Genomic DNA, 26,411 nt, shown 5'->3' with positions numbered 1-26,411 from the left:
CCTTTGGAGGGAACTACCATGATAATTGAAAATACCGGATTGAACGGTGTTAAAAGCGAACTAGAACATTTAGACGATTCCGCCGAAAAGGTTGGTTTTGTCCGTTGGCAATGGGAATACTACCGCGCTACATACGATTTGAAGCTTGAGGACCGGGCTAGCGGTTCAGACTACTACTTGAGAATTGCTACACGTGCTGTTGAAGGCAAGCTTGAATCGCCTCATGCCGTGCTCGTCATCGAATCCGTCTACATCGGGCGCTCCACTTTCCCGCACGGTCTCGAATATGAATCCCCGGTGCCTCAACAGATTATGAATACGGCAACACAAAGACTTCAACAATTGAAACAACTGCTGGCGTAACGGGGGAATTATGAAAGCCACGCAGAACGTTAGCCGTGGAAGACCGGACTTTCTGCTCCTCATCTTAACGCTTTTGCTCGTTGGATTTGGGCTTGTGATGGTATTTAGCGCAAGCTCGAGCATCGCGGTTGTATCGCAAAAGTTTCAAAACGATGCACTTTACTTTACGAAGCGCCAGCTCGCATGGGCTGGCCTCGGTGTATTTATTATGCTTATTATGATGAACCTGCGCTATCAGGTATATAAGAAAGTTTTTATGCTTTTCTTTTTACCGGTAATGATCATGCTTATGCTTGTTCCTTTTGTAAGCGAATCCGTTAACGGCGCCCGCAGCTGGTTCGGTATCGGATCAATGGGCATCCAGCCGACGGAACCCGCGAAGCTAGCGATTATCTTATATCTCGGAGCGCTAATTTCTAAGAAGGACGAAAAATTCCGCGAGTTCAAAAAAGGACTTCTTCCCGTAATCATTATTGTTGGATTCATCTGCTTTCTCATCATGCTGCAGCCCGATCTAGGCTCATGCATGGTGCTTGCCGCTTGTGCTTCCATTATGATTTTGGCGGGAGGCGCTAACTTAAAGCATGTGTTTCTTGCAGGAACGGCAGTAATACTACTCGTATCAGTCGTATTCGGCATTTGGATGGCAGCCGCGCCTGAGAAATGGGCATACCGAATCGATCGGTTGACCTCATATACCGATCCGCTTGCCGATCAGCAAGACACCGGTTTTCACCTGGTCTCTTCGCTCCAGGCCCTCGGACATGGCGGAATTACTGGAGCCGGATTCGGAGAAAGCGTGCAGAAGCTCCATTATTTGCGTTATCCTTATAACGATTTTATTTTTTCTGTTATTGCCGAGGAGTTCGGCTTTATCGGGAGCACCATCTTTCTGCTATTTTATTTGTTATTTTTGTGGCGGGGTCTTATCGTCGCTCTCCGATGCCCCGATCAATACGGGACCGTTGTCGGAGTCGGCATTGTCGGCTTGATCGCCGTTCAAGCCTTTATTAATATCGGCGGCGTAACCGGCACAATACCCATTACAGGCGTCACACTCCCGTTTATCAGCTATGGCGGCTCGTCCTTACTCGTTTGTCTTATGTGTATGGGTGTGCTGCTGAGCATTTCTAGAGAATCGCAAAAACTAGAGAAGCCAAAGCGTTAACCGTTGAACCTGCTCATAAAAAAGGTACCTCCACATTGTGAGAGGTACCTTTTTTATAAATGATTTGCTTGTCTCATTACTTCAATCGGTGCTGCTCTTCTATTTCTTCCTCTTTAAAAGCAACGCCCTCGACCTTAACGTTTACTTCTACAACGTGAAGACCTGTCATATTCTCAACGGATTCGCGCACATTCAGCTGCAGCTGACGGCAAACCTCTTGAATGGGGATACCGTAGTGGACGATGATCCGAAGATCGATCGCTGCTTCCAACTGCCCCACCTCTACAGATACGCCCTTCTGCACATTTTTACCGCTCAGACGTTTGGCAAGCCCTTCGGAAATACCGCCTGACATAGCTGCTATGCCAGGTGTTTCAAGTGCAGCGAGTCCAGCTATCGTTGCGACTACATCATCTGAAATTCGGATAAGACCTGTTTGAAGCTCTTCGGTCATGTGACTCACTCCTCATTTTGCCATATATCTTTATTGTAATAGATGGTTAGACTTGAAGCAAGAACACCCAATTTAATAAGTCGCAACTGTCTGTTTTTTATTGGTAAAGTTTACATGTCCTTTTATTTTCGTTATAGTATTATCAGGTTTTCAGCAAATGATAAAGAGGTGGCAAGATTGAATCAAAAATTGTTTTTTTCCGGATTAATTGCCATGTTTGCGCTCAGCGGGATTGGTCATTACGCCCATTGGGACACTACGTTGCAATTCGTCATTTCAGCGATCGCCATTATTTTTGTGGCAGGCTTTCTCGGGAAAGCGACGGAGAGCGTAGCTCACTATGCGGGTCAACGACTTGGCGGCTTTCTAAATGCGACCTTCGGTAATGCGGCAGAGCTCATTATCGCTATCTTCTTGATTAGAGAACAACAATTCGAAATGGTGAAAGCAAGTTTGACCGGTGCTATCATTGGCAATCTATTGCTCGTGCTAGGACTCAGCATTTTGTTAGGAGGGCTTAAATACAAGCAACAGCGCTTTAATAATCGTTTGGCCGAGCATAACTCAACGCTGATGATCATGGCGGTAATCGGGCTTTTTGTCCCTGCCGTATTTATTGTTTCCGAGAAATTCACTTGGGATAAGGATGAGTTTCTAAGTCTCGCGGTTGCGGGTATACTCATCGTTTCATACATTTTGTGGCTTATATTCTCAATGTTTACCCACAAAGATATGCTCTCTGACGAAGTCATGAATCCCGATCATGGAGAAGAGCCGGCTTGGTCCAAAGGGAAGTCGGTCCTTTATCTCCTGCTGGCTACCGTTATGGTCGCTTTCGTCAGCGAATGGCTCGTACATACCCTTGATGCCTTTAGCGCAAAATTCGGCCTGTCTGAGCTGTTTATAGGAGCATTCGTAATCGCGATCGTCGGTAACGCCGCAGAGCATAGCGCAGCTGTGTTATTGGCGATGAAGAATAAAATCGGCGCAGCCGTCGAAATCGCGATCGGCAGCAGTTTGCAAATCGCATTGTTCGTCGCCCCGGTGCTCATTCTCATCAGTGCGCTGTTCGGCAATACGATGGACATCGTATTTACACCGATCGAATTAACAGCAATAGGCGTTTCGGTATTTATCGCCAAATCCGTGTCGCGCGACGGTGAGACGAACTGGTATGAGGGTGTGCTGCTTCTTATGGTTTACATTATACTAGGCATTGCATTCTACCTCGTTTAAGAAGGAAACCTTCTTCATGCCCATGTCTCGAGGCATCTAATCCATACTTGCATAAAAAAGAGTAGCCTCCAATTGGAGACTACTCTTTTTTATCCAATGCTTCGTATAGCAGAGCCAAATTCCGCTCTAATCTGCTCACGATCTCTTTGCCTGCCATCTCGGCGATTAAACCGGCGCGAACAGCAAAGTCAACCTCCCGCGAGAACCCATACATTTGCGTATCTAATACTTCCTCGTACAGTGGACATTGACGAGTTGTCAAATTTTCCATCTGCACTTCGATTAGTTTTTCTATTTTACTCGCATCTTCCTGAAGGAGACGAAGCGCTTTTTCATGCAATTGTACCGTAATTTCCGGTGAAGACATCGTTTTCCCCCCTGTGCGCGTATCCGCCGTCTTCTATATCCTTTATATTAGACGAAAAAGAGCGATTACACAAGGACAAAACAGAAAAGCGCTCCTTCTAAAAAGAAGGAGCGCTTTTCTTCTAAATTATAAGACTACTAATCCGTAATTACAGTAACATTCAAGTTATGTTTGGCGAATACGTCAGCCATTGCTGTTTTCGCCGCTTCCGCATCCGGGCCGTGTACATGCAACTCGTACGCATGTCCTCCCACTAGTGTAGTGAAAAGTCCGAGAATGCTTTTAACATCGATATATTTGCTCTCGGCTTGCAGAACGATCGAAGAAGTGAATTGGCTAGCCGTTTGGGAAATTTCTACAATAGCTGCATTGTTGGACATGGGAGATCCCTCCAGTTAATTTAGTAAAGCATACCTTTGAAACCATGATAACCCGAATCGCACCATCCAGCAAGAGGAAAAATGAAAAACGCTTCAATTTCATTTATTTCAAATTTTCGGAATTTAACCCTTCCAACTCCTGAAGGACAAACTGGCCATCTTTCCGAATAAGCACGTCATCGAAATAAATTTCTCCGCCGCCATATTCCGGACGCTGAATTAGCACTAAATCCCAATGGACAGACGAGCGGTTGCCGTTATCCGTCACTCCTGCATAAGCTTGACCCGGCGTGAAATGCAAGCTTCCGGCAATTTTTTCATCAAACAAAATATCATTCATCGGATGTAAAATATGCGGATTAAAGCCAATCGCAAATTCACCGATATAACGCGCGCCTTCGTCCATATCCAAAATTTCATTTAAACGAGCCGTATCATTGCTCTCGGCATGGACGATTTTACCGTTCTCGAATGTGAATGAAATATTTTGGAACGTTACGCCGGAATATACGCTAGGCGCATTGTACGTAATTGTACCTTGAACCGAATCGCGAACCGGTGCGGTGAAGACTTCACCGTCTGGAATATTACGGTGGCCGGAACATTTTTTTGAACCGATTCCTTTGATTGAAAAGGATAAATCCGTGCCCGGAGATACGATTCGAACACGGTCCGTTTTGTCCATTAACGCCTGAAGCGGATCCATCGCTTTGTCCATTTTCGCATAATCCAAATTACATACGTCAAAATAAAAATTTTCGAATGACTCTGTACTCATATTAGCAAGCTGTGCCATAGACGCATTTGGATACCTTAAAACGACCCACTTCGTTTTTTTGACGCGCTGCTCCATATGTACGGGATTTCTGTAAATTTGCTCGTATAGGCGCATTTTTGCATCAGGAACGTCAGCTAGTTCATTTACATTTTCACCTGAGCGAACCGCAATATAGCCTTGCATGTTCTTCATCCGCTCCAGATCGAGCGCCGACCAAAGCTCCAACTGTTCCTTTGATGCATGCTGCAGAAGCGTACGCAGAACGGAACGGTCGCTCGTTTCTACAAATGGCCTGCCGCCGCGCTTTGCAACCTCTTCTATTAAACATTTAGCCAGCTCGCGTTCAGAGCCAATCATATCGATTAACACATTTTCTCCAGGCTGAACATCGATGGAATATCCAACTAAATTTTGCGCAAGCTTTTGCAATCGCGGATCACGCATGTGTAAAATCATCTCCTCCTACTATCACTGGTTAACAAATCCATCGTAACACGACTGAGTGACTGTTGAACAGTATCGCTTGAGGCACCGTCAAACGATTGAAAGCGAACCGTCGTATACCTTGCCTCCGAATAGGGCTTTCCCGTATGTGTATAGCTAAAAACCGTCTTCTCGTCCATTTTGAGCGGCAGCAGCCGGTTTCGATCAATAACCAGCTCATATTCTGATACCGTTTTTAATGAAGCCAGCATAGCATCTAACTGCTTACGTGATCGCGCAAGCTCATTCAGCCACTCCTCCTTGTAAGGACTATCCTCTAAAGGCGCTTTAGCCGCCAGCTGGTCGAGCTGCTCCCGCAGCCGCTGCTCCCATCTCTTCTTGGATACAGCCTCATCCTCAATGATGTGCAGCGTTACCGTTTCGGGATCATTCGTATCGTTCATTATGCTAATCTGTTTGTTCGTATTGTTTAATGCTTCAAGCACCTGCACCGGATTCCAGTGAAGCGGGTCCTCGCTGCTAGTCTGCAGCGTTAGTTGCTGGTGATCAACAACTTTGCCCTCAAATGTCTGCGGCTTAAATTCCATCCCGTCAGCTGTTTTCATGCTCATCGACCCAGTGAACGCATATTGATCCATCGCTGCGAGTCCTGAATAAGACAAGGACAACCATTCCTCCGGCGAACGCCGATTTACAACGCTGCTGCAGCCGTACAAGGATACAATGGAGGCAACAATAAGACAAAAAGCTATTGCTTGTTTTCGTTTCACATAGATTCCTCCCGTGCTTGCTACTCCTATTGTATCGTCCCCTATCTTCCCGGTTCCTTATTCCAAATTGTCGGCCAAAATAAAAAGGACACCTTATATGGTGTCCTCATCATTGCATATATGCTGAAAATTATAGGGCTGCACTTAATTTTGACCAATGAAAATGCAGTTTCTACCGTTGTTTTTTGCTTCATAAAGTGCCATATCCGCTCGGTAAAACAATGATTCAACACTTATTTTCTCATTCTCGAAGGTCCATTCGGACACTCCGCAGGACACGGTAACTACCGGATTCGTCTCCTCTTCAACGTGCATCCGAATTCTTTCGGCGATACGATACGCTTGCTCAACACGAATTCCCGGCAAGTAAACGGCAAGCTCCTCGCCGCCCCAACGGGCCGCGATATCGCCTTGCCGGATCGATGCGTTAATAATGCTGCTGACTTGAATCAGTATCCGGTCGCCGACCTGATGCCCAAATGTATCGTTTATTCGCTTGAAATGATCGATGTCAACGAGTATAAGCGAGCCAAACGGGTCTTTGCGTTGCCGGTTTTGAATTTGTTCATTCAAGTAATGTCGGGCGTGCAGCCCGGTTAGGTTGTCAGTTATTACCATACGGCGCACTTCAGCATGAAGGGAAGCATTCGTGACCGCTAGTCCAATATGTGTGCTCATAACTTGGAGGAGCTTATAATTTTCGTAGGAAAAAAAATTCGGCGCTTTGTGCGTAACTAAAATAACGCCAACAACTTCTCCGTCAACCATAATTGGCGCGGCAATTAACGATCTTGAGCCCGTATTGTCCATTAGCTTGGAAGTAACGACACGCGCATGCCAATAATCCGAGATGATTAGCGGCTCCCTCGTCCGGTAAACCATGCCGCAGAAGCCATATTCAGGTGAAAACTGCTCGCTCGTTAAAGCCGGATAGTTGCTGGACATGACGACAAAATGATTATTTTCTTTATTCAGCTGCAGCACGCAGCAATAATCAGCATCAAAAATGGTTAACAGCTCGCTTGTGGCGAAATGGAAAATTTCTTTCAGCCGCAGCGACTGATTTAACCGTTTCGTTAGCTCGTTGATGAGTCTAAGCTCATTGATAAGCAAATTGGACTGCTCATACAGTTTAGCATTCTCAAAGGCTGAGCCTGATGTGTCAATGAGCTGCAAAAAGGCAGGTAAATCCGCTTCGTCCCATTTGCCTGGACCATTGGACATGCAGAGTACGCCATAGGCAGCCTGCTTGCCGTTCATCGGAACCGCAAGACGAATCGTACCGTCATGACCATGCTCTGTAACCGCTTTTCCATTCAGGAACGCTTTGGCAACGAGATCATGCTCTGCATTTTTGAAGACAAGCGGCTTCACTCGAGGATCGCCGTTCAAATGATCCTGCGACAAATAAAGATGGACCTCCGAGCTGGGATAAAGCAGTTCTAAACTATGGAGCAATTCCGATAAGACCGACGAAACGTCTATTTGATCGTACAGCCGCTTGGCAGCAGCAAACAAAGCATCTCTTCTCTTAGCTTCCTTATCCGCCCGCTCCTGCTGCAGGAGCAGATCTTGGACGTAAAGCTGCTCGAACCTCCGGTAAAAGCAGCTGCGGAAATGAAGAGCGCATACCTGGAGCTCAGATAAATAATCATCGGATCCGTATGCAGACACATATACGATAATGCCGAAGACGACTCCATCTTTGCGCCTTTGAATAGGCACTGCCGATGCATATAAATGTTGAGCTTCGAATGAACTTGTACACTCGCTATTTAGGACTTTGCGGGCTGCAGCAGCAAGTACAGCATCGCGTTCCCCGCGATGCTCCGCATTAACATGTCCTGCAGTTGCAACTTCAATCAACTCTTTGTTGAGTAACACAAATTCCCCATTTAGAAACAGCTCTAATCCAGCAGCCTCTGCTTCCCACTGACGAAAGCTGTCACCCAGCAAAGGCGGCAGCATTGGCTCGTCCGCATCGCTGATATCTTCAATCGTAAACCAAATCGGTTGTGTTCCTGCTGAATTATCAGCATTCGTTGATGTTTTACGATGTGCGTTATCGCTATTCATTCGATCAACCATGCAGCACCCAACCCTTCCATCCGTCAACCAAGGAGATGAGCTTCCGTTATTCTCGTAATAATACGAATATCATACTCCATATTTATGAATTATGCACTACTATGTCTAATATAATCTAGGTCTTTAGATGCCTTCTTCAATGTTATATTTTCACTCACGAACCTTGACAAATGCTATCTATTTCATATAATATTTATTGATGAATAGATGGGCGTACGGTTTTGTGTCACCCTCATTGAAATACGATCGCTGTAGGCCAGCGGCTGACTAGCCTTACAGGGACGAGCATGCTCGGACATTGAACGTATTCGGCGAAACACAACCCCATTCACAAATTTATTTGATGAAGGAGTTAACATTACGCATGTCACGTTATACAGGTCCTAAATTTAAATTAAGCCGCCGCCTTGGAATTTCTTTGAGCGGTACTGGCAAAGAATTGAAACGTCCGTTCCCTCCAGGTCAACACGGCCCTAACCAACGCAAAAAAATGAGTGGTTACGGCGTTCAATTGCAAGAAAAACAAAAGCTTCGTCACATGTACGGCTTGAACGAAAAACAATTCCGCAACTTGTTTGACAAAGCGGCAAAAATGAAAGGTAAAGCCGGTGAAAACTTCATGGGCCTCCTTGAAAGCCGTCTTGACAACCTCGTTTACCGTCTTGGTCTTTCCAACTCCCGTGCAGGAGCACGCCAGTTGGTATCCCATGGCCACGTAACTGTAAACGGCAAGAAAGTGGACATTGCTTCGTACAGCGTTTCTCTTGGCGATGTAATCGGCTTGCGTGAGCGCAGCCGCAGCTTGAGAACAATCAAAGAAGCTATGGAAGGCCGTCACCACCTTCCGAACTACTTGGAATTCAACGAGCAAGCAATGGAAGGAAAATTCCTTCGTCTGCCTGACCGCGGAGAGCTTTCCCAAGATATCGACGAGAAACAAATCGTCGAGTTCTACAGCCGTTAATAATGAAAAAAACCTTGAACCATATGGTTCAAGGTTTTTTTTGCTTATAATGTCACTAGGATAAGTCAGGCAGCTTAGATATTGAAGATGTTGAAGATGTTGAAGCTGCAGCAATTTCTACCGGTTTATTAACAGCTGGCGGAGCCGCGATCGTTTTGGACGTCAGCCCTTTGATAAGTGCATTTACATCAATACCGGATACGCTTTTGAGCATTTCCGGAGCTGTCGCCATGAGTGATGTGACATAATTGCTTAGACGTGCCGCCCCTTCGCCATTTCCAGTATCTACGACAGTCAACTTATCAATACTGCTGATTGGCTCTGCTATTTTTCCTGCAAGCTCTGGCAGCATTTTCACGATAATATCGAGTATCGCGGCCTCTCCGAATTTTTCGAATGCTTCAGCAAGCTTCTCTTTCGCTTCCGCTTCTGCTAAACCGCGAAGTCTAATAACTTCCGCTTCCGCCGTACCTTTCGCTTTCTCCGCTTCGGCAACGGCCAAGCCGTCCAAACGTTTCTGTGCGGCATGCGCCTTCGCTTCCGCTTCTATACGATACTGCAAGGCATCCGCTTCTCGAAGCTGCTTCGCTTTATTTGCTTCTGCCGCTTGCTCCACGGCGTAACGGTCTGCATCGGCTTTTTTCTTCACTTCCGCATCATACTGCTTCTCTCGCCGCAAAATCTCTTTGGCCTCGAGGTCGATTTCACGTTCTTTACGCACAAGCTCAACCTTCATTTGCTCCTCTACGACGCTTTGCTTCGCGCGGGCTTCTTGAATCGAATAAGCCTGATCCGCTTCAGCTTTCGCAGTATCTTGATCGCGTTTGAACGACGCGACCTTCATTTCTTTATCCTTCTCAGCTTCAGCTATGTTCGTATCGCGCAACAGCTCTGCCTTTTGTCCGGCTTCCGCCGCATGCGCCTTCTGGATTCTTGCATCCCGAACCGCCTCGGCTTCGGCGATCTCGGCATCCCTCTTCACCGCTGCAATTCGCGGCTTACCGAGCGCATCCAAATATCCATGCTTATCCCGCAAATCTTTAATGGTGAAGGATACGATTTGAAGGCCCATTTTCTTCAAGTCCTTGGCTGCTACGCCCTGTACCTCTTGAGCGAATTTATCGCGGTTGCGATACACCTCTTCGACCGTCATCGAGCCGAGAATCGCCCGCAAATGTCCTTCCAGCACTTCTTGTGCCTCGCCCTTTAAAGCCTCAGTCGGTTTTCCCAAAAATTGCTCTGCTGCCGTTGCTACGTCTTCTACCGCGCCGCCGATTTTTATTATCGCAACCCCATCAGCCATGACGGGAACGCCTTGTTCGGTGTAAACCTCGGGAGTAGATACATCAAGCTTATGAGACAGTAAAGAAAGAAACTCAGCTTTCTGGAAAATCGGGAGGATAAACGCGCCGCCGCCTCTTATTATTTTTACTTTACGGCCTGATTCATCAGTGCTTGCATGTCGGCTTCCTAGAAATGAACCGGTTACGAGCATCGCTTCATCCGGACTGACGGTCTTATAACGGGCCCAAAATGCCAGACCAAGCAAAACAATGACACCTACAACAATTAAAGGAATTACAATATAATCCTGCATAACCTTTCCCCTTTCAACTGCTCATTTAATCTAAATTCACTTCCGAAACATAAAGCGTACTGTCCTTCACCTCGACGATGACGACCCGCTTTCCACCTGCAATATCTACGCCCTCGAAGCTCGCAGCAATTTGATTCGTAAAGCCTGCTCCAACCTTAACCATTACTTCACCGTATCCGGAAGCCGGAATAGGAACGAGCACTTCACCCAGCATACCGGACAATGCTTGAAGTGAAAAGGCGATTGAGTTTTCACTTTCCTCCATCGGCCTAATATACAGGAAGAAAACTCCCGCCCCCGCTATAATAGCGATAAACAATGCGACGAATGTGACAGCTGCTGCACCGAACGCGGTATAACGTTCGAGCAGGAGACCAGCTCCGCCAAACATGGTAATCCCGCCCACGATCGAAGTAGGCTGCAGCCAAGGATGACCTTCTAACGATAAAAAATCGAGCATTCCGTCAAGTGCTTGACTCAGCCAATCCCCGAATACGACACTAACGATCGCGTACAGTATTCCGCCAATGAGACATGCCATAAATAGCGTCTCCAACTTCCTCCTCCTTTCTATGTATCCAGAACCTCCTAATACTTCCGTTATTTATTACGTTGAAGTTTGTTATTTGTTGCTGAAAAAATGAAGCTTACTGAAATTTACCATTTCAGCAAGCTGTTTTTAAGGCAATCATCTAATTTTATTTTACAAATTTATGATTGTCTACCTGAAGAAAATCTTCCCAGCTTCACCTTTGTTAAATGCTCACATTTCACTATAAAACTTTTCCTGCCTCGTATGCGTCTATATAGACATAAAAAATCATTCCAGCCCCAAGGGACAGGCTCTATGCAACTTCGGCTCGCTATCTACGTGTGGTTAATGCCTGCTTACTTTGGTGTTTTATGTTATAATAGGTCTGCTATTTGGAGGAGGAGTCGGAAGATGCAAGAAGAACGTCAAGCAGCGCCAGGTAAAAAAAGCAAATGGCGAACATTCGGAATTGTAACTTTTATAACAATCAAATGGATGGTTTATTTCGGAATATTCATAGGGTTGCTTGCCGGAGGTGCCGTAACCGGCTACGTTGCAGCGCTCGTGAAAAATGAAGAGGTAAGACCACGCACGATTATTGAAGAGAAAGTCGGCGAAAACGCATTAACAGGTTATGTTTACTTTAATGATGATTCCTTAGTCGGACAGCTCCGTACGGATGAAGACCGGCTTATCATTACTTATGATGATTTGCCTAAACAAGTAATCGATTCCCTGCTCGCTATTGAAGACAACAATTTCTTCGAGCATTATGGTGTCGACATTAACGGTATTGGACGGGCTGTGAAGCAAAAGCTGCTTAACGAGGATACGCAAACGGGTGGAAGTACGCTCACTCAGCAGCTGGCCCGCCGCGTGTTTCTTAGCCTGGACAAAACCGACAGCCGCAAAATCAAAGAAATCTTTTTGTCCCTTCGCATGGAAAGGTACTTAACGAAAGAAGAAATATTAACAGCATACTTAAATAAAATGCCTTTCGGTAACGGATCAAGCGGGTATCAGGTGTTCGGCATCAAAGCTGCGGCCAAAGGAATATTTAACATTACGGATATCAATCAACTAAATATTGCTCAATCTGCTTATCTTGCAGGCTTGCCGCAGCGTCCATCGGCGTATACGGCCTTTACCGGCAAAGGTCAATTCAACGAAGAAGGCTTTCAATTGGCCCTTCAACGCCAGAAGACCGTATTGATGCGCATGCTTCAAACGGGACGGATAACGCAAGAGCAATACGACGAGGCTAGCAGCTTCGACATTCGCAAGACGCTGGCGCCGCCGAGTGAAAAAGCATATACGACTTATCCTTACCTCATGCTTGAGGCTGAGCGGCAAGCAGCTGAAATCATGCTCATGCAGCAGGATGCTAATTTAACGAAAGCCGATCTGCAGAAAAAGGAAAATGCACCTCTGATTGAAGAGGCCCGTGAGCATCTGCTTCGCGGCGGTTATCACGTCTATACGACGATCGACAAAGAAATTTATAAGCTGATGCGCGAGATTGGGTCCAATGAAGAAAATTTCACGCCATACAGCGAAAAAAAAGGATTAGAGCAAATAGCAGCTGTTATGTTGGATCACAAAACAGGCGCAATTATCGGGATGCTTGAAGGCCGGGATTTCTATGAGGAGCAGCTCAACTACGCTACTCAAATGACTCGTCAGCCGGGCTCTACCATGAAGACGATTGCCGCATACTTACCTGCAATCGAGCAAGGCATCATTCAGCCGGCCAGCATTATAGACGATGCTCCGATCGTCATGAAGGACGGAGAAAAGGGTTTCCATATTCCGATGAACGTCAACAAAAAGTTTGCCGGACTCGTGACAGCCCGCGATGCATTAAACCGCTCGTTAAACTTGCCGGCACTGAAAATTTTCAACGAGGAAGTCAAAATCGAAAATGCTTGGGAATTCGTGAAAAAACTAGGCATTACGACGCTTCAGCCGGAAGATTCTTACGCGCAAACCGGCGTAATCGGCGGACTTAGCATTGGTGTATCGGTGGAGGAGCTGACGAATGCATACGGGTCTATTCCGAACAAAGGTGTTTTCAACGATGCGTACATGATCGAGCGTATTACCGATGCAAACGGAAAAATCGTATATGAGCACAAGTCGGAGCCAAAACGGGTATTCTCAGAGCAAAGCGCGTTTTTGATGACGGATATGCTCTCAACCGTTATATCCAGCAAAAGCGGATCCGGTCACAAGCTAACCTCACAATTCGATAAATACGGTGAAATCCCTATTGCCGGTAAAACAGGATCTACCCAAAGCTATGGCGACGTATGGTTCATGGGCTTCTCGCCTGATGTAACACTTGGTGTATGGGCAGGTTACGAGGAGCAAGTTAACTCCTTAACTGAAAACGGTAAAGCAAGAGCACGTTCGATCTGGGCCTTAATTATGAATGAATTAACGGAAACGAAGCCGGAAATGTTTGTTACGGATAAATTCGAGCGTCCTTCCGGCATCATCAAAGCGACTGTATCCAGCGCAAGCGGCATGCTCCCAAGCCAATTAACAAAGGAAGCAGGCATGCTTGTAACAGACTGGTTTAATAAGAAGGATATTCCGAAGAAGACCGATGATGCCTTGGTGAAGATGTCTTATATTACGTACGAGGGTGTTAATTACGTTCCGAATCCAGCAACTCCTAGCGATATGATTAAAGAGAAAATCGTTGTTAAGCGGAAAAAACCACTCGATGCGCTAATGGATGAAATAAAAGCAGCTCAAGCGAAATTACCTGCTAAGAGCCGGCGGTCGCTTCAAGTTTATTTACCTGCTGATGCGGAAAATGACGCACCGTCGAAGCCTGACCCACGTGTCGATGACGGAGCAGCGCCGCCGCCGCCGGCAAACGTTAAGCTGACATCAGCTGATGGCGGAGTTGTCATCTTAACGTTTAATGACAGTTCGGCAAAGGATGTTGTTGGCTACCGAGTGTATAAATCGGTAAATCAAGGTCCTTATGAGAAATTCGGAGAGTCGTTGATAGCAGGCGGCGATAACAAAATGAAATTTTACGCTTCGAACTCTCAGAGCATGACGTATTACGTTACATCCGTAGACGTGGTTGGCAAAGAATCTGCGCCAAGCCAGCTGCAACAGTATGGAAATGTTTCCACTACACCTATCCTGCCTGACGGAAGCGGTGGACCAAACGGCGACGAGAATGGAAACGCGGTACCTGCCTCGCCAACCGGTCTCCAAGCTGACAAGTCAGAGCTTAGCGTAAAGCTAAGCTGGGCGGCTAACACCATATCTGAGCAAGTGACGCAATATAATGTTTACTATAGCCCTAAAAGGGACGGGAAATATTCGAAGATCGGATCAACATCGGAAACGAGCTTTGAATATGTCGCCCCTTTCGTTTCCGGATCATTTTATGTGACATCCGAAAACGGAAATGGCGAGTCAGCGCCTTCCTCAACAATAACGGTTAACTGATCCAAAGAAAAAGCAGCGCCCTCTTCAGAGGGCGCTGTACCCAAGAGAGGAACGATTCTTATGACAAAGAAACGAGTCGATCACGTTGGCGTTATGGTCAAAGATATTGATGCATCGATAAAGTTTTATACTGAAATTATCGGATTTGAGCTAAACGGACGCATTACACATACGAATGGTGTAATACAACTTGCTTTTCTCGGCTTCGGAAATTCTGATGAAACGGAAGTTGAATTAATTCAAGGCTATAATGATAGCCTTCCTATTGAAGGAAAGGTCCATCATTTTGCTGTTACCGTACCGGATGTACAAGCCGAGTTTGACCGGTTGAAGCAATTGAACGTATCTTTTATTGACCAAGAAATTACGACGCTTCCGAATGGCTACAGGTATTTCTTTGTAAGCGGTCCGGATGGCGAATGGATCGAGCTGTTTCAGCGGTAAACAAATGAACAATAAGCAAATAAAGAGAGGGTGCCCCTGAACAGGGGCACCCTCTCTTTATTTGCTTATAAACTGTTGTACTGTAACCACTTTAATCCTCAATGGTAGATAAATCGCCAGTCGGCAGGTTTAGCTCCCATGCTTTTAACACTCGGCGCATAATTTTGCCGCTGCGTGTTTTGGGAAGCTTATCCTTAAACTCAATTTCTCTTGGCGCAGCATGTGCAGACAAGCCAATTTTGACGAATTGTGAAATCTCCTGCTTCAGTTCATCGGTTGGCGTGTAGCCTTCACGTAAAGCGATAAACGCTTTAATGATCTCACCGCGCATCGGATCAGGTTTCCCGATTACCCCCGCCTCTGCTACCGCAGGATGCTCGACCAGCTTACTCTCCACCTCGAACGGACCTACCCGCTCTCCGGCTGTGTTAATGACATCGTCAATACGCCCTTGGAACCAGAAATAGCCATCCTCATCCATATAGGCGGAATCACCAGATACATACCAGCCTTCAAGCCGGAAATATTCCTCGTATTTGGAAGGATTGTTCCAAATCTTCCTCATCATCGAAGGCCAAGGCGTTTGAACAGCCAAGTTGCCCATACGGTAAGGCGGAACCTCGATGCCATTGTCATCAATGATGGCAGCCTTTACGCCCGGAAGCGGCTTACCCATAGAGCCAGGCTTAATATCCATACTCGGATAGTTGCAAATAAGCTGACCGCCTGTTTCCGTCATCCACCATGTATCGTGAATCCTTTGGCCATATACCTTCATGCCCCAACGGACAACCTCTGGATTAAGAGGTTCTCCGACACTAAGCACATGACGTAAGCTTGATAGGTCGAACTGCTGCGATACGTCGTCCCCCGCTCCCATGAGCATGCGGAAAGCCGTTGGCGCGCTGTACCAAACCGTTACGCCGTATTTTTGGATAACGCTATACCAATCGCTCGGACTGAATCGGCCGCCTCTTATGACGTTTGTAGCACCGTTTAACCACGGAGCGAAAACACCGTATGATGTTCCCGTAACCCAGCCTGGATCAGCGGTACACCAAAATATATCGTCTTCTTTCAAATCCAGTACGATTTGTCCCGTGTACAAATGCTGAACCATCGCGTTTTGAACATGATAGACGCCTTTCGGTTTGCCGGTTGAACCTGATGTATAATGCAAAATGAGACCATCCTCGCGGTCAAGCCATTCGACCTCCGCCTCTTCCGAAGCGTTTGACATCTCTGCTGCGAAATCGATGATACCCTCTTCCTTCGGCACATCATTGCCAAAAATAATAAAATGCTTGAGATTGGGAAGCTCGTCACGTTTAATTCGTTTGTATAAAGCCGGAGTCGTTACGATAGCAATCGCTTCACTATCCTGAAGTCTGTCCTTGACTGCTGTTTCCATGAACGCTTCGAACAATGGTCCTACAACCGCCCCGATTTTCCATGCGCCAAGCGCGCTAAAATAAAGCTCCGGCGTTCTTGGCATAAAAATAAATACTCGCTCGCCTTTGGTGATTCCTAACTTGCGCAAGACGTTTGCGAATCGGTTCGATTGCTTGCTCAGCTGTTCGAATGTATAGGATTCTTCCCGTCCATTGTCGCTGTAGTAAAGTGCAACCTTGCCTCCTTTTCCGAGCTCTACGTGACGATCGATTGCTTCGTATGCCATATTGACTTTTCCTGTGCTGTGCCAGCTAAACTGGCTTTCGATTTGATTCCAGTCAAATGTCGCTGCCGCTGCATCGTAATCTTTTAAATTCGGATTTGCTGCAGTTGCTGGAATTCGTTCTTGATGTAAGTTGATCATGCTATCACTCTCCCATCAATTCTGTCTCTCATCACCGTAGGAATACGCTTTCAAAACTTGAACAGTACTTGAGGCAAACAAGCTGACTGCCATAGGCGCTTCCACTGGCTTTAAACCGCCACACCTATTATAGCATATCCTTTTTCTAATCGACTACGCTTTTCATTTACTCGAATGTTTGTTATAAAGAGTAATAGAAGATACAAATCAGCTTGCATTAACACAGCAAAGGGGGTACAGCCTTGGAGCATCGAAAGCGGTTGCAGCGGGAGCAGCTCGCAATACAGGGCAGCCTTGAACTTATCATTGAAGGTCCTGTTCCACCAGATAGATTAATTGGCATGTCTATGCATAAAACGTTGGACGCATTCCGAAGACCGCAGGAACAGCACGATGCATTAGTAGAGATTGCCGTTCTCCCGGAAGGCCGTATTATTGTGGCCCGTGAAGGTGACGAGATCGTCGGCTACGTAACGTTTCATTATGCGGATGAGCTGGAACGGTGGTCTGAAGGCGGAATGCTGGACCTCATTGAGCTGGGTGCTATCGAAGTGGCAGATGACTATCGCGGATACGGCTTGGGTAAACGAATGATACAGCTCGCTTTCGCTGATGAGCAGCTTGAGAATATGATCGTATTTACGACTGAATATTATTGGCACTGGGATCTTGAAGGCACGAAGCTGAACGTATGGGATTATCGCAAAATGATGGAGAAATTGATGCAATCTGCGGGAATGATATGGTTCGCTACCGATGACCCTGAAATTTGCTCGCATCCGGCGAATTGTCTCATGGTGCGGATTGGCAAAGAGGTGCCTCTCAGCTCTGTCGAGCACTTCGACCGCGTGCGATTCCGTCAACGGTTTATGTATTAACAAACCTTAGCTGATGCTTACGATGTAGGTTTGCTGCGCAAACCTTAGCTATTGCTTACGATGTAGGTTTGCTGCGCAAACCTTAGCTATTGCTTACGAAGTAGGTTTGCTGCGCAAACCTTTTAGGAGGATAGGGATGGCTTCAAATGCTGTTTTTATATATCATTCGGATTCAAACGGATATAAATTTCGCGAGGATCATCCTTTCGATCCGCATCGACTTACGTTAACAATAGATTTGCTCAAAGCAGCCGGCGCTTTACCGGATGAGCTAATAGAGTCCCCTCCTGCTTATTCAGTGGACGATCTACTTGCACTCGTTCATCGAACAGACTATTTAAACGCGGTCAAACAATTAAGCAATATCAGTGAGGATGACGAAAGCAGCAGTATCGCGCAGCAATACGGACTAGACACGGAGGATACAACGTTTTTTCCCGGAATCCATAAGGCTGCTTCAGCCATCGTCAGCGGCTCAGTCGCTGCAGCAGATGCCGTTATGTCGGGTAGTGCCTTACATGCTTATCACCTCGCGGGCGGCCTTCATCACGCCTTTCCTGATCGCGCCTCAGGCTTCTGTGTATATAATGATGCGGCTGTCGCAATCAAGCACATCCGTCAAACGTACGGCGCAAAAGTATTATATATCGATACCGACGTCCATCATGGCGACGGAGTTCAGTGGGTGTTCTACGATGATCCCGATGTATGCACCTATTCCATTCATGAAACGGGCAAGTTTTTGTTCCCTGGGAGCGGCTTCGTACATGAGAAGGGTGTGGACAAAGGCTTTGGCGCCTGCTATAACGTGCCGCTTGAGCCCTACACAGAGGATGAATCTTGGCTGGAAAGCTTTAATGTCACCTTGCGTAAAGTCATCGCTATGTACAAGCCGGAAGTCATTATCAGCCAGCATGGCTGTGATGCTCATGCTTACGATCCGCTATCACATATACATTGCAGCATGCGTATTTACGCAGAAATACCAGCCATTATTCATGAGCTGGCACATGCGTATACAGACGGACGCTGGGTTGCTCTTGGCGGCGGCGGCTACGATATTTATCGCGTTGTACCAAGGGCATGGTCACTCGTCTGGCTTACAATGATTGATCATCCGATTGCTGAAGCAGTTGCTGCAGGCCAACAACAAAGTCTTCCTGAACATTGGCTGCAGAAATGGGCATCATCCAGTCCATTTAAGCTTCCGCAGCAGTGGCTGGACGATGTCACCGGGATCGAACCGATACCCCGGCGTTCAGAAATTACCGATAAAAACAGAGCTGTTCAAGCCATCGTTATTCAAGATTTATGAGAAAACCTCTATCGAGGCCTCTCAAGGATAAACATATAAATTCTAGTGTGGTAAAAAAAGCAACAATTCCGGCATCGCCAGAACTGTTGCTTTTTTCTTCTTAATCAAGCAAGCTGATCAAATATGTTGGACGATATCGTCAATAATTTGGTAGGAGTTGTTGGAAGCAGTTACGGTAAACTCCGAAAAGTTCACATGAGCCGATCCATCCGCTTTGTCTGACATCGAGCGAATAATGACGAAAGGGATCTCATTCATGTCGCATACTTGGGCAACAGAAGCCCCCTCCATCTCAGCGCATGCCCCTTGCATCGTTTCGTGCAGAAGCTTTACTGTCTCGCGGCTCGCGATAAATTGATCCCCTGACAGTACCTTCCCTTTCAGGCTGTGTCCCGGGAAAAGCCGGTCGCTTGCTGCTGCAGCAAGCTCAACTAAACGTTCATCGGCAGGAAACTCTGATCTTGCATGAAAAGGTATCGTTCCGCGGGCAAAACCTAGCGGAGAGCAGTCCATATCATGCTGTATACAGCTTGTCGAAATAACGATATCTCCAATATTCAGCTGTGGATCAACCGCTCCCGCTACACCGGTAAACAGCACGCAATCTGCGCCTAAATCCAGCAATAGCTGAGTGCATACCGCAGCATTTACTTTGCCGACACCTGACTTGCAGTAAATAACGGCTTTATCGTGAAGAGTGCCTTCAAAATAGGTAATGCCTGCTTTTGTCACTTGTGACGCTACGTCCACATGCTTATGCAGCAATTCAATTTCTTCCGACATAGCGCCTATAATTCCAATTTTGTTAAACGGCATTTCTTTTATCTTCCTCCAACCGATTGACGCACGACCATTTCATGCGGCAACACCACTTTGGATTGATCAACATTTTCTTTCTTCATCAGCTTCGTCAACAAACGCATGGAAACGGCGCCAATGTCGTACATCGGTTGTGCTACTGAAGTGAGCTGCGGACGTACCATCGATGCCATCCGGCTATTGTCAACGCTTATAACCGAAATATCGTCAGGAACCTTCAACCCGGAATCTTGAATAGTATGAATAGCGCCAATCGCCATTTCGTCCGTTGCCGAAAATACAGCGGTAGGACGCTTGTCCAGCTCGATAAAATATTTCATCGCATCTGCGCCGGACTCATAACGGTAGTTGCCAATTCGTACAAGCGATTCGTCATATGCAATTCCAGAAGCTTCGAGTGCTCTCTTGTATCCTTGGAATCTCGCGTAGCCGTTGGAAGGATCCTGCAGCGTTCCGCTAATCATAGCAATACGCGTATGTCCTTGCTCGAGCAAGCTCTTTACGGCATCGAAAGCCGCATCCTCATGGTTAATATCAACCGACGGGATTTGCCCGCTTTCATCGGATGTCGCACAGAGCACGATTGGCACATTTGCTGTTTTGAAAGCTTGCAAATGCTCTTCCGTTACTGCGCCGCCCATGAACAGCAAGCCGTCCACCTGCTTCTCAAGAAGGGTGTTAATAACACGGATTTCTTTATCTTTTTTCTTATCCGCATTACACAAGATAATATTATAATGATACATATTCGCAATATCTTCAATTCCGCGGGCTACCTCAGCAAAGATAGCGTTTGAAATGTCGGGAATGACAACGCCTACCGTAGTCGTTTTCTTACTTGCCAAGCCGCGTGCTACAGCATTTGGACGATATCCGAGCCGTTCTATTGCTTCATATACTTTCTTGCGTGTTGCAGGCTTCACATTCGGATTATTATTAACAACCCGTGAAACCGTAGCCATCGATACTCCTGCTTCTCTTGCTACATCATAAATGGTTACCGTCACAGTGCTTCTCTCCATTAGCTCAGATTTTAACATTACGTACGCCGTATATTAACGTAATCATACGACAAAATATTACTTTTCGCAATGTTCACGCTTGTTAGGTTCTGTCACGGTGCATGTAAAATCCTAATCACTATCAGCTATGTATGAAGCGAGCGACGGCTTATTTGCTCAAGCCGCTTATTCAAATCCGTGATCCAAGCTTCGTCGTTAAGGGTCTGAGCCAGCAAATACAAGTCAAGCAGCTTGTTGATCCGGTCTTCAATTAATCTTTCAACAGCGGTATGATCCGTCTGTTGTTTGTCGGCCTTCGCTTCTACTAACAAATCTGCCCATTCATTGCATTCATTAAACAAGAATGTTTGTTTGTTTGGCTGGGCTCCCAATTGAGCGATTAATCCGGTTAAATCCGGCTTCACCTCGGGAAACACTTCGCTCCTGTTGCAGGTTGAGCAGGAGTATATGGGAACGTTATCGATCTCAACCTTCCCGGAATAAATAACTGTGCGCAGTTTCATCTTCATGATGTCACCGCAATGACACCGCTTTTGCAAAATGGTTCACTCCTTCTCAGAGCAATGAATGCCGCTAAACATTCCATTGCAGAGTCATGTGATAAATGATTCGACCTTTTTTGCAAAAACTCCTGCTTACACAAGCTATGTAATTTTTACTACACAATCCATAATTATCGTTTAAACCAAACGTTCATTCATCGTGCGGCTTTTCTCCATAACCTGCGAATTGGAGGTACCGCAATCAATGCCGTACACAAGGCTGCTCCGATAAGATCGTTGCGCAAATCAAGCGGATCCAGCATCCTGCCTCCTACAAAAGATTGATGAAATTCATCTGTAATGCCATACAATCCGCATAGAAGAACAATAACTGCCTTCATCCGGATGCGATCAGCCTTCGCGCCTATTCCATAATCAATAGTAAGTGCAAGAATAAAGTAGGATACGAAATGCCCCCAATTGAAGTCCTCCATGAAAGGGAACATCTTTTGAAACCATGGAAGCAGTGTGTTAAGTTCATCGCCGGTTCTTGAGGATAACACAAAAATAACGCTCATCCAGGCAACAGCCGGCAAAAACCGGAGCAGTCTACGATATCGAAATGAATTTGAGGTCGTTTCCGTTTGCTTCATCGTTTCTCCTTCGTTACAATGATAGAGACAAATAATAGATGGAGGGGAATAGCATGTCGTTGCAAAACAAAACCGTCATCTGCTTGCTTGACGATGAATTTGAAGATTTAGAGCTATGGTATCCTGTATACCGGGTACGCGAAGCTGGAGCAACGGTCCTATACGCAGGTCCAGTGAAAGGCAAAACGCATATCGGTAAATACGGTGTACCAGCTGTTGCCGATTTGTCGTTTGATGAAGTGAACAGCGAAGACATCATCGGCTTGCTTGTACCAGGCGGTTGGGCGCCAGACAAGCTGCGCCGTTACCCGAAAGTACTGCAGCTTGTGCAAGAGCTTAATGCAGCTGACAAGCCGATTGGGCAAATCTGTCATGCAGGTTGGGTACTCATATCAGCTAAAATATTAGAAGGCCGTAAAGTAACTTCGACGCCGGGTATCCGCGATGATATGGAAAATGCAGGTGCAACATGGTTTGATGAAGCGGTAGTTGCAGATGGAAATCTTATATCCGCGCGCCGTCCGCCGGATCTTCCTCCATATGCAAAAGCGTTCGTAGACGCACTTGAACAGCGAATGGGTTAACCATTCGCTGTTTTTTCGTCAATGCGCTGCATAAACCCGCTTAGATGCTCCAAAATTTCGCTGCTCGTGCGGCATTCATGCAATTGTTGAAAGACAATCCGGCTTTCTTCTTGCGAGGTACATAATAATCGTTCCTTTACCTGCAATATCGCGTGCGAAGACATGCTGAGCTCATCCACATCCAGACTAAGCCAGATCGGCAGCGCCCTTAAATCACCCGCAAGCTCCCCGCACACACCAACGGATATGCCGCTTCGTTTTGCAGCTTCGACCGTCATTCGCAGCATTCTCAGCAAGGCTGGATGATAAGGCTCATACAGATGTGAAATTTCTTCATTCATTCGGTCTACCGCTAAAGTAAACTGTACCAAATCATTAGTGCCGATGCTAAAGAAATCAACCTCCTCCGCGAGCAGATCGGCAATCATTACAGCCGCGGGCACTTCGATCATGATGCCTATTTTCATCCGTTTATCGAATGGGTGGCCTTCTTGCTCTAGCTCGCGCTTCGCTTCATTCAATATGGCATTAGCCGCGCGCACCTCGTCAACCGACGAAATAAGCGGATACATCAGCTTTACCTGCCCATAGTGGCTCGCACGCAGTATCGCGCGAAGCTGCGTCTTGAACAAGTCCTGACGATCTAGTGAAATGCGGATCGCTCTGTAGCCGAGGAACGGATTATCCTCCTCCGGCAGCTCAAAATAATCAAGCTGCTTATCGCCGCCGACATCCAGCGTACGAATAACGAGCGGCTCGCCTTCAAGCTTCTCAGCTACGCTGCGGTATACTTCGAATTGCTCCTCTTCCTTCGGAAACCGGTTTCGATCCATATATAAAAATTCGGTACGGAACAAGCCTACACCATGCGCCCCGCTCGACAATGCAATTTCAAGCTCCTTGAAAGAGCTAATATTCGCCGCAAGCTCCAGTGTCTTTCCGTCAGGCGTTACAGGACGGTAGCCGGCAATGCCATGCAGCTTCTTCTTAGCTTCCGCTTGACGACGGTGCAGCTCCGTATAAGTATCGATTATTTGCTGATTTGGATTAAGGTAAACGCTGCCGTCGCCTCCATCAATAATAAGCGTCTGCCCCGTCTGAATGGGTTCCTCCAAATTAGACTCGACGCCGACGACAAGCGGAACGCCCAGCGCACGCGCCATTATTGCGGAATGCGAAGTCGTGCTGCCTGCAAGCGTCACAATTCCGAGTACATGCTGCGGATTTATATGTGCAAGCTGGGACGGAGAAAGCTCTTTGGCGATCAATATGAACGGTTGCGTATCTGAGGGCAGTGTAATTTCAGGCGCACCGAGCAAGTGCTTCAACAGGCGGTTACCAACATCTTTAATATCAAGCGCCCGCTCTTTCATGTATTCGTCATCGAGCAGGTCGAACATCGTAACGAAATGGTCAATCGCTTCCTTAACCGCTACTTCTGCTGCTTTGTACTGCCGTTGTATAATGCCTTGTATTTCGTTCATGAAGACAGGATCGTCCAAAATCGCGAGATGCGCGTCGAAAATATGTGTTTCCTCCGAACCTACAACCTCACGCAGCTCATCCTTGATCTGTTCGATTTCAGATTTAGAGGTACGAATGCCTTCGTATACACGTTCGAACTCGCGGGCAAAATCGGCTACATCAATTTTTTGCTCCGGTAACTCCCACTCCCAATTCGGCAGGACGAACGCTCTCCCGATCGCTATGCCTGCTGACGCTCCTATTCCTTGAATCATTGTCTTTCCCCTCCACCATTTCTCTCTTTAAGTACAACCGACATTACCGAAGACTGTCCTTTTTTCACAGCTTTGAACGGGGCGAACCGCCAAGAATGAACGAGATCGGAATTTGTGATGACCATTGGCGTAGCTAGAGACTTGCTCTCTTTGCGTACCCGCTGCAAGTCAAACCGAATGAGCAGCATGCCTGGCGTAACCTCGTCGCCCTCTTTGACCACTGCTTTAAAATAAGACTTGCCTGCGAGACGCGAGGTATCGATGCCGATATGAAGCAGCACTTCAAGCCCTTCAGGTGTGAGGATACCGATCGCATGCATCGTCGGGTAAATATGTATGATTTTACCTTTGACCGGCGAGACAAGCTCCCCTTTGTCGGGAATGAATGCGACACCTTGTCCAACAAGCTTTCCGGCAAAAATCGGATCCGGCACTTCATTAAGCGGAATCATGCGTCCCTGCATCGGTGAATGAAACAGCACCTGAGCTTGATCCCTATGAATCGTTTTGATCATTTCTTCACGTATTAACTCCGAGTAGGTACCGAACACAACCTGAACATGACCTCCGCCCAGCTTGATAACTCCCGCAGCACCCAGATTGCGAAGCGCATTTATATCGAGAAGCTTTTCATTCGAAACCTTAAGCCGAAGTCTAGTAATACACGATTCCATTCGTTCAATATTTTGTTTGCCGCCGATGGCTTGCAAAATAAGCGGAGCGCGGTAAGGAATATCGCCTGCCCATTCGTCGAGCTGCGAGCCTTCCTCGCGTCCTGGCGTCGGAATCCGAAACCGGCGAATGGCAAACCGGAACAAAAAGTAATAAATAAGCCCGACTACAATACCGATTGGAATAAGGAGCCACCCGCGAGTCGCTAAATGCTCATTAATAATGAAGTCGATCGCTCCTGCAGAAAATGAAAATCCGTGTTTGATGTCAAGCTCGTATGTAACCCACATAATAATGCCTGACAAAATAGCATGCACAACATATAGATAGGGCGCCACAAACAAAAATGCAAATTCCACCGGCTCCGTTACACCGGTTAGGAAAGACGCAAGCGCCGCATAAAGAAACGTTTTGTGAATTTTCGGCTTTAAATCCTCGCGCGCCTCATGAATAATGGCGAACGCAATTGCCGGCAAAGCAAACATCATCGTCGGATAGAGACCGGCCATAAAGACTCCTGCCGTCGGATCGCCTGCGAAGAAGCGCGGCAGGTCTCCGTAAACCATATCACCCGTTGCTGTCTCAAAGCCGCCAATTTGAAACCAGAATACATGACTGACTAAGTGATGCAAACCAAAGACAACCAAAATCCGGTGAACGAACCCGTATAAAAATACGCCAAAGCCGCCGCCCGAAGCAACTATTTCTCCTAATTCAACGAGCAAATGCTGCAAATAAGGAGCGATCTTTATCATCCCGATCGAAAGTAACAAGGTGACAAAGCTGACGAACAAAGGAACAAACCTTGGCCCGCCAAAAAACTGTATATATTCAGGCAGCCGGAGGTTTTTGAAACGCTCATGGCTCACACCTGCTAAAATTCCAATTACGGTACCGATAAGAACGGTCGGCTCAATCTGTATTGCAGATGTGCCAATAATCCCGCTATATATGGTCATTCCAACAAGCGCCGCCATACCTGCCGCAAGCGCATTTCCTGTCAAGCCAAGCGAAATGCCAAGCGCAAATATGTAAGGTAAAAAAGCAAAAATTGTTTGACTAGCTGCTACTAAATAGCCTTCCATACCAGGCAGTCCAATGTAATTCCACGGCAGCTTGCTTAAGCTCAAAAAGATAGCCGCCCCGGGCAATACAATCATCGGCAGCATGAAAGCCCTACCGAGCTGCTGCAGGCTTCCCATGAAAATCATCCTGCACCTCCTGTCCATTAGTGATCTATAACGATGTTAAGCGTTTGCTTCGTTTTTGTCAAAATAAAAGGGGTTGTCTCAAAAGTAGGTAAGCTTATTACTTAGATAGCACTCTTGTAGTGAAAATCATGTTTCAAATCAAAAAATGGTGACGATAGGGC

24 protein-coding genes are annotated in these 26,411 nt (G+C 46.6%); 9 read left to right on the top strand and 15 right to left on the bottom strand.

Going from position 1 to position 26,411, the window contains the following annotated elements; all coding sequences use genetic code 11:
* Positions 1-18 precede the first annotated feature (18 nt).
* Together DFP97_RS04895 and ftsW are read left to right on the top strand one after the other, a co-directional pair.
* Positions 19-363, top strand: coding sequence for a YugN family protein (locus DFP97_RS04895; protein WP_114378882.1), 345 nt, complete (start codon positions 19-21; stop codon positions 361-363).
* A 10-nt stretch (positions 364-373) separates the two neighbouring features.
* Entirely contained in the window at positions 374-1,531 is a 1,158-nt protein-coding gene (gene ftsW, locus DFP97_RS04890) for a putative lipid II flippase FtsW (protein ID WP_114378881.1), read from the top strand.
* Positions 1,532-1,607: 76 nt separating this feature from the next.
* Here the strand turns inward: ftsW and DFP97_RS04885 are convergent, their stop codons facing one another.
* On the bottom strand, positions 1,608-1,985 hold the full coding sequence (locus DFP97_RS04885) for an Asp23/Gls24 family envelope stress response protein (protein WP_114378880.1): 378 nt from the start codon (positions 1,983-1,985) through the stop codon (positions 1,608-1,610).
* Between the two features lie 177 nt (positions 1,986-2,162).
* On the opposite strand from DFP97_RS04885, the gene cax reads away from it, so the two are divergent.
* Positions 2,163-3,221, top strand: a complete 1,059-nt coding sequence (gene cax, locus DFP97_RS04880; protein ID WP_114378879.1) for a calcium/proton exchanger — start codon at positions 2,163-2,165, stop codon at positions 3,219-3,221.
* A gap of 79 nt (positions 3,222-3,300) precedes the next feature.
* Here cax and DFP97_RS04875 read toward each other — a convergent pair whose 3' ends face one another.
* From DFP97_RS04875 to DFP97_RS04855, 5 genes are all read right to left on the bottom strand, one after another.
* Positions 3,301-3,588, bottom strand: a complete 288-nt coding sequence (locus DFP97_RS04875; RefSeq protein ID WP_114378878.1) for an Fpa/YlaN family protein — start codon at positions 3,586-3,588, stop codon at positions 3,301-3,303.
* A 137-nt stretch (positions 3,589-3,725) separates the two neighbouring features.
* Entirely contained in the window at positions 3,726-3,968 is a 243-nt protein-coding gene (locus DFP97_RS04870; protein WP_114378877.1) for an HPr family phosphocarrier protein, read from the bottom strand.
* Positions 3,969-4,071: 103 nt separating this feature from the next.
* Positions 4,072-5,190: an aminopeptidase gene (locus DFP97_RS04865; protein WP_114378876.1), complete on the bottom strand. Its 1,119-nt coding sequence runs from the start codon at positions 5,188-5,190 to the stop codon at positions 4,072-4,074.
* An 8-nt stretch (positions 5,191-5,198) separates the two neighbouring features.
* Complete coding sequence (locus tag DFP97_RS04860) at positions 5,199-5,960, bottom strand: hypothetical protein (protein ID WP_114378875.1); 762 nt, start codon at positions 5,958-5,960, stop codon at positions 5,199-5,201.
* Between the two features lie 144 nt (positions 5,961-6,104).
* Complete coding sequence (locus DFP97_RS04855; RefSeq protein ID WP_245975916.1) at positions 6,105-8,048, bottom strand: sensor domain-containing diguanylate cyclase; 1,944 nt, start codon at positions 8,046-8,048, stop codon at positions 6,105-6,107.
* 364 nt (positions 8,049-8,412) lie between these two features.
* Between DFP97_RS04855 and rpsD the strand changes: the two genes are divergently transcribed.
* Positions 8,413-9,012, top strand: a complete 600-nt coding sequence (rpsD, locus tag DFP97_RS04850) for a 30S ribosomal protein S4 (RefSeq protein WP_114378874.1) — start codon at positions 8,413-8,415, stop codon at positions 9,010-9,012.
* 55 nt (positions 9,013-9,067) lie between these two features.
* On the opposite strand, the gene DFP97_RS04845 is transcribed toward rpsD, so the two are convergent.
* Both DFP97_RS04845 and DFP97_RS04840 read right to left on the bottom strand, forming a co-directional pair.
* Positions 9,068-10,609, bottom strand: coding sequence for a flotillin lipid rafts scaffold protein FloT (locus tag DFP97_RS04845; protein ID WP_281270940.1), 1,542 nt, complete (start codon positions 10,607-10,609; stop codon positions 9,068-9,070).
* A 25-nt stretch (positions 10,610-10,634) separates the two neighbouring features.
* On the bottom strand, positions 10,635-11,165 hold the full coding sequence (locus DFP97_RS04840) for an NfeD family membrane protein (RefSeq protein ID WP_181873362.1): 531 nt from the start codon (positions 11,163-11,165) through the stop codon (positions 10,635-10,637).
* Between the two features lie 387 nt (positions 11,166-11,552).
* On the opposite strand from DFP97_RS04840, the gene DFP97_RS04835 reads away from it, so the two are divergent.
* Positions 11,553-14,615 carry a transglycosylase domain-containing protein gene (locus tag DFP97_RS04835; protein ID WP_114378873.1) on the top strand — a complete coding sequence of 1,021 codons (3,063 nt, stop codon included), beginning with the start codon at positions 11,553-11,555 and terminating at the stop codon, positions 14,613-14,615.
* A gap of 60 nt (positions 14,616-14,675) precedes the next feature.
* The gene (locus DFP97_RS04830; RefSeq protein WP_114378872.1) at positions 14,676-15,059 is read left to right on the top strand and encodes a VOC family protein; all 384 of its coding nucleotides are present in this window, start codon (positions 14,676-14,678) and stop codon (positions 15,057-15,059) included.
* Between the two features lie 91 nt (positions 15,060-15,150).
* Here the strand turns inward: DFP97_RS04830 and acsA are convergent, their stop codons facing one another.
* Positions 15,151-16,875 (bottom strand): acetate--CoA ligase, encoded by a 1,725-nt coding sequence (gene acsA, locus DFP97_RS04825; protein ID WP_114378871.1) that lies wholly within the window; start codon positions 16,873-16,875, stop codon positions 15,151-15,153.
* A gap of 242 nt (positions 16,876-17,117) precedes the next feature.
* On the opposite strand from acsA, the gene DFP97_RS04820 reads away from it, so the two are divergent.
* Together DFP97_RS04820 and DFP97_RS04815 are read left to right on the top strand one after the other, a co-directional pair.
* Positions 17,118-17,753, top strand: a complete 636-nt coding sequence (locus DFP97_RS04820; RefSeq protein WP_281270939.1) for a GNAT family N-acetyltransferase — start codon at positions 17,118-17,120, stop codon at positions 17,751-17,753.
* A gap of 136 nt (positions 17,754-17,889) precedes the next feature.
* Positions 17,890-19,068, top strand: coding sequence for an acetoin utilization protein AcuC (locus DFP97_RS04815; RefSeq protein WP_114378870.1), 1,179 nt, complete (start codon positions 17,890-17,892; stop codon positions 19,066-19,068).
* Between the two features lie 117 nt (positions 19,069-19,185).
* Here DFP97_RS04815 and DFP97_RS04810 read toward each other — a convergent pair whose 3' ends face one another.
* The 4 genes from DFP97_RS04810 to DFP97_RS04795 form a co-directional block, all read right to left on the bottom strand.
* Positions 19,186-19,884, bottom strand: a complete 699-nt coding sequence (locus DFP97_RS04810; protein WP_114378869.1) for a 5'-methylthioadenosine/adenosylhomocysteine nucleosidase — start codon at positions 19,882-19,884, stop codon at positions 19,186-19,188.
* 5 nt (positions 19,885-19,889) lie between these two features.
* Complete coding sequence (gene ccpA / locus DFP97_RS04805; RefSeq protein ID WP_114378868.1) at positions 19,890-20,894, bottom strand: catabolite control protein A; 1,005 nt, start codon at positions 20,892-20,894, stop codon at positions 19,890-19,892.
* A 140-nt stretch (positions 20,895-21,034) separates the two neighbouring features.
* A complete protein-coding gene (locus DFP97_RS04800; RefSeq protein WP_114378867.1) occupies positions 21,035-21,448 on the bottom strand; it encodes a hypothetical protein in 414 nt (137 codons plus the stop codon).
* Between the two features lie 158 nt (positions 21,449-21,606).
* Positions 21,607-22,044 carry a VanZ family protein gene (locus DFP97_RS04795; RefSeq protein WP_114378866.1) on the bottom strand — a complete coding sequence of 146 codons (438 nt, stop codon included), beginning with the start codon at positions 22,042-22,044 and terminating at the stop codon, positions 21,607-21,609.
* 53 nt (positions 22,045-22,097) lie between these two features.
* Between DFP97_RS04795 and DFP97_RS04790 the strand changes: the two genes are divergently transcribed.
* The gene (locus DFP97_RS04790) at positions 22,098-22,628 is read left to right on the top strand and encodes a type 1 glutamine amidotransferase domain-containing protein (protein WP_114378865.1); all 531 of its coding nucleotides are present in this window, start codon (positions 22,098-22,100) and stop codon (positions 22,626-22,628) included.
* On the opposite strand, the gene ptsP is transcribed toward DFP97_RS04790, so the two are convergent.
* A complete protein-coding gene (gene ptsP / locus DFP97_RS04785; protein ID WP_114378864.1) occupies positions 22,625-24,367 on the bottom strand; it encodes a phosphoenolpyruvate--protein phosphotransferase in 1,743 nt (580 codons plus the stop codon). The two genes, DFP97_RS04790 and ptsP, sit on opposite strands and share 4 nt — an antisense overlap.
* On the bottom strand, positions 24,364-26,250 hold the full coding sequence (locus DFP97_RS04780; protein ID WP_114378863.1) for a glucose PTS transporter subunit IIA: 1,887 nt from the start codon (positions 26,248-26,250) through the stop codon (positions 24,364-24,366). Before DFP97_RS04780 ends, ptsP begins: the two co-directional genes overlap by 4 nt.
* Between the last annotated feature and the right edge of the window lie 161 nt (positions 26,251-26,411).

Origin of the sequence: Paenibacillus prosopidis (assembly GCF_003337375.1) — a bacterium.
In the GTDB taxonomy this organism is placed as follows: domain Bacteria; phylum Bacillota; class Bacilli; order Paenibacillales; family Paenibacillaceae; genus Pristimantibacillus; species Pristimantibacillus prosopidis.
This window is presented reverse-complemented; position numbering and strand designations above follow the sequence as displayed.

Coding starts and splice junctions, on each gene's coding strand:
- DFP97_RS04895 (WP_114378882.1), top strand. CDS start 19: ATGATAATTGAAAATACCGGATTGAACGGTGTTAAAAGCGAACTAGAA.
- ftsW (WP_114378881.1), top strand. CDS start 374: ATGAAAGCCACGCAGAACGTTAGCCGTGGAAGACCGGACTTTCTGCTC.
- DFP97_RS04885 (WP_114378880.1), bottom strand. CDS start 1,985: ATGACCGAAGAGCTTCAAACAGGTCTTATCCGAATTTCAGATGATGTA.
- DFP97_RS04875 (WP_114378878.1), bottom strand. CDS start 3,588: ATGTCTTCACCGGAAATTACGGTACAATTGCATGAAAAAGCGCTTCGT.
- DFP97_RS04870 (WP_114378877.1), bottom strand. CDS start 3,968: ATGTCCAACAATGCAGCTATTGTAGAAATTTCCCAAACGGCTAGCCAA.
- DFP97_RS04865 (WP_114378876.1), bottom strand. CDS start 5,190: ATGCGTGATCCGCGATTGCAAAAGCTTGCGCAAAATTTAGTTGGATAT.
- DFP97_RS04855 (WP_245975916.1), bottom strand. CDS start 8,048: ATGGTTGATCGAATGAATAGCGATAACGCACATCGTAAAACATCAACG.
- rpsD (WP_114378874.1), top strand. CDS start 8,413: ATGTCACGTTATACAGGTCCTAAATTTAAATTAAGCCGCCGCCTTGGA.
- DFP97_RS04845 (WP_281270940.1), bottom strand. CDS start 10,609: ATGCAGGATTATATTGTAATTCCTTTAATTGTTGTAGGTGTCATTGTT.
- DFP97_RS04835 (WP_114378873.1), top strand. CDS start 11,553: ATGCAAGAAGAACGTCAAGCAGCGCCAGGTAAAAAAAGCAAATGGCGA.
- DFP97_RS04830 (WP_114378872.1), top strand. CDS start 14,676: ATGACAAAGAAACGAGTCGATCACGTTGGCGTTATGGTCAAAGATATT.
- acsA (WP_114378871.1), bottom strand. CDS start 16,875: ATGATCAACTTACATCAAGAACGAATTCCAGCAACTGCAGCAAATCCG.
- DFP97_RS04815 (WP_114378870.1), top strand. CDS start 17,890: ATGGCTTCAAATGCTGTTTTTATATATCATTCGGATTCAAACGGATAT.
- DFP97_RS04810 (WP_114378869.1), bottom strand. CDS start 19,884: ATGCCGTTTAACAAAATTGGAATTATAGGCGCTATGTCGGAAGAAATT.
- DFP97_RS04795 (WP_114378866.1), bottom strand. CDS start 22,044: ATGAAGCAAACGGAAACGACCTCAAATTCATTTCGATATCGTAGACTG.
- DFP97_RS04790 (WP_114378865.1), top strand. CDS start 22,098: ATGTCGTTGCAAAACAAAACCGTCATCTGCTTGCTTGACGATGAATTT.
- ptsP (WP_114378864.1), bottom strand. CDS start 24,367: ATGATTCAAGGAATAGGAGCGTCAGCAGGCATAGCGATCGGGAGAGCG.
- DFP97_RS04780 (WP_114378863.1), bottom strand. CDS start 26,250: ATGATTTTCATGGGAAGCCTGCAGCAGCTCGGTAGGGCTTTCATGCTG.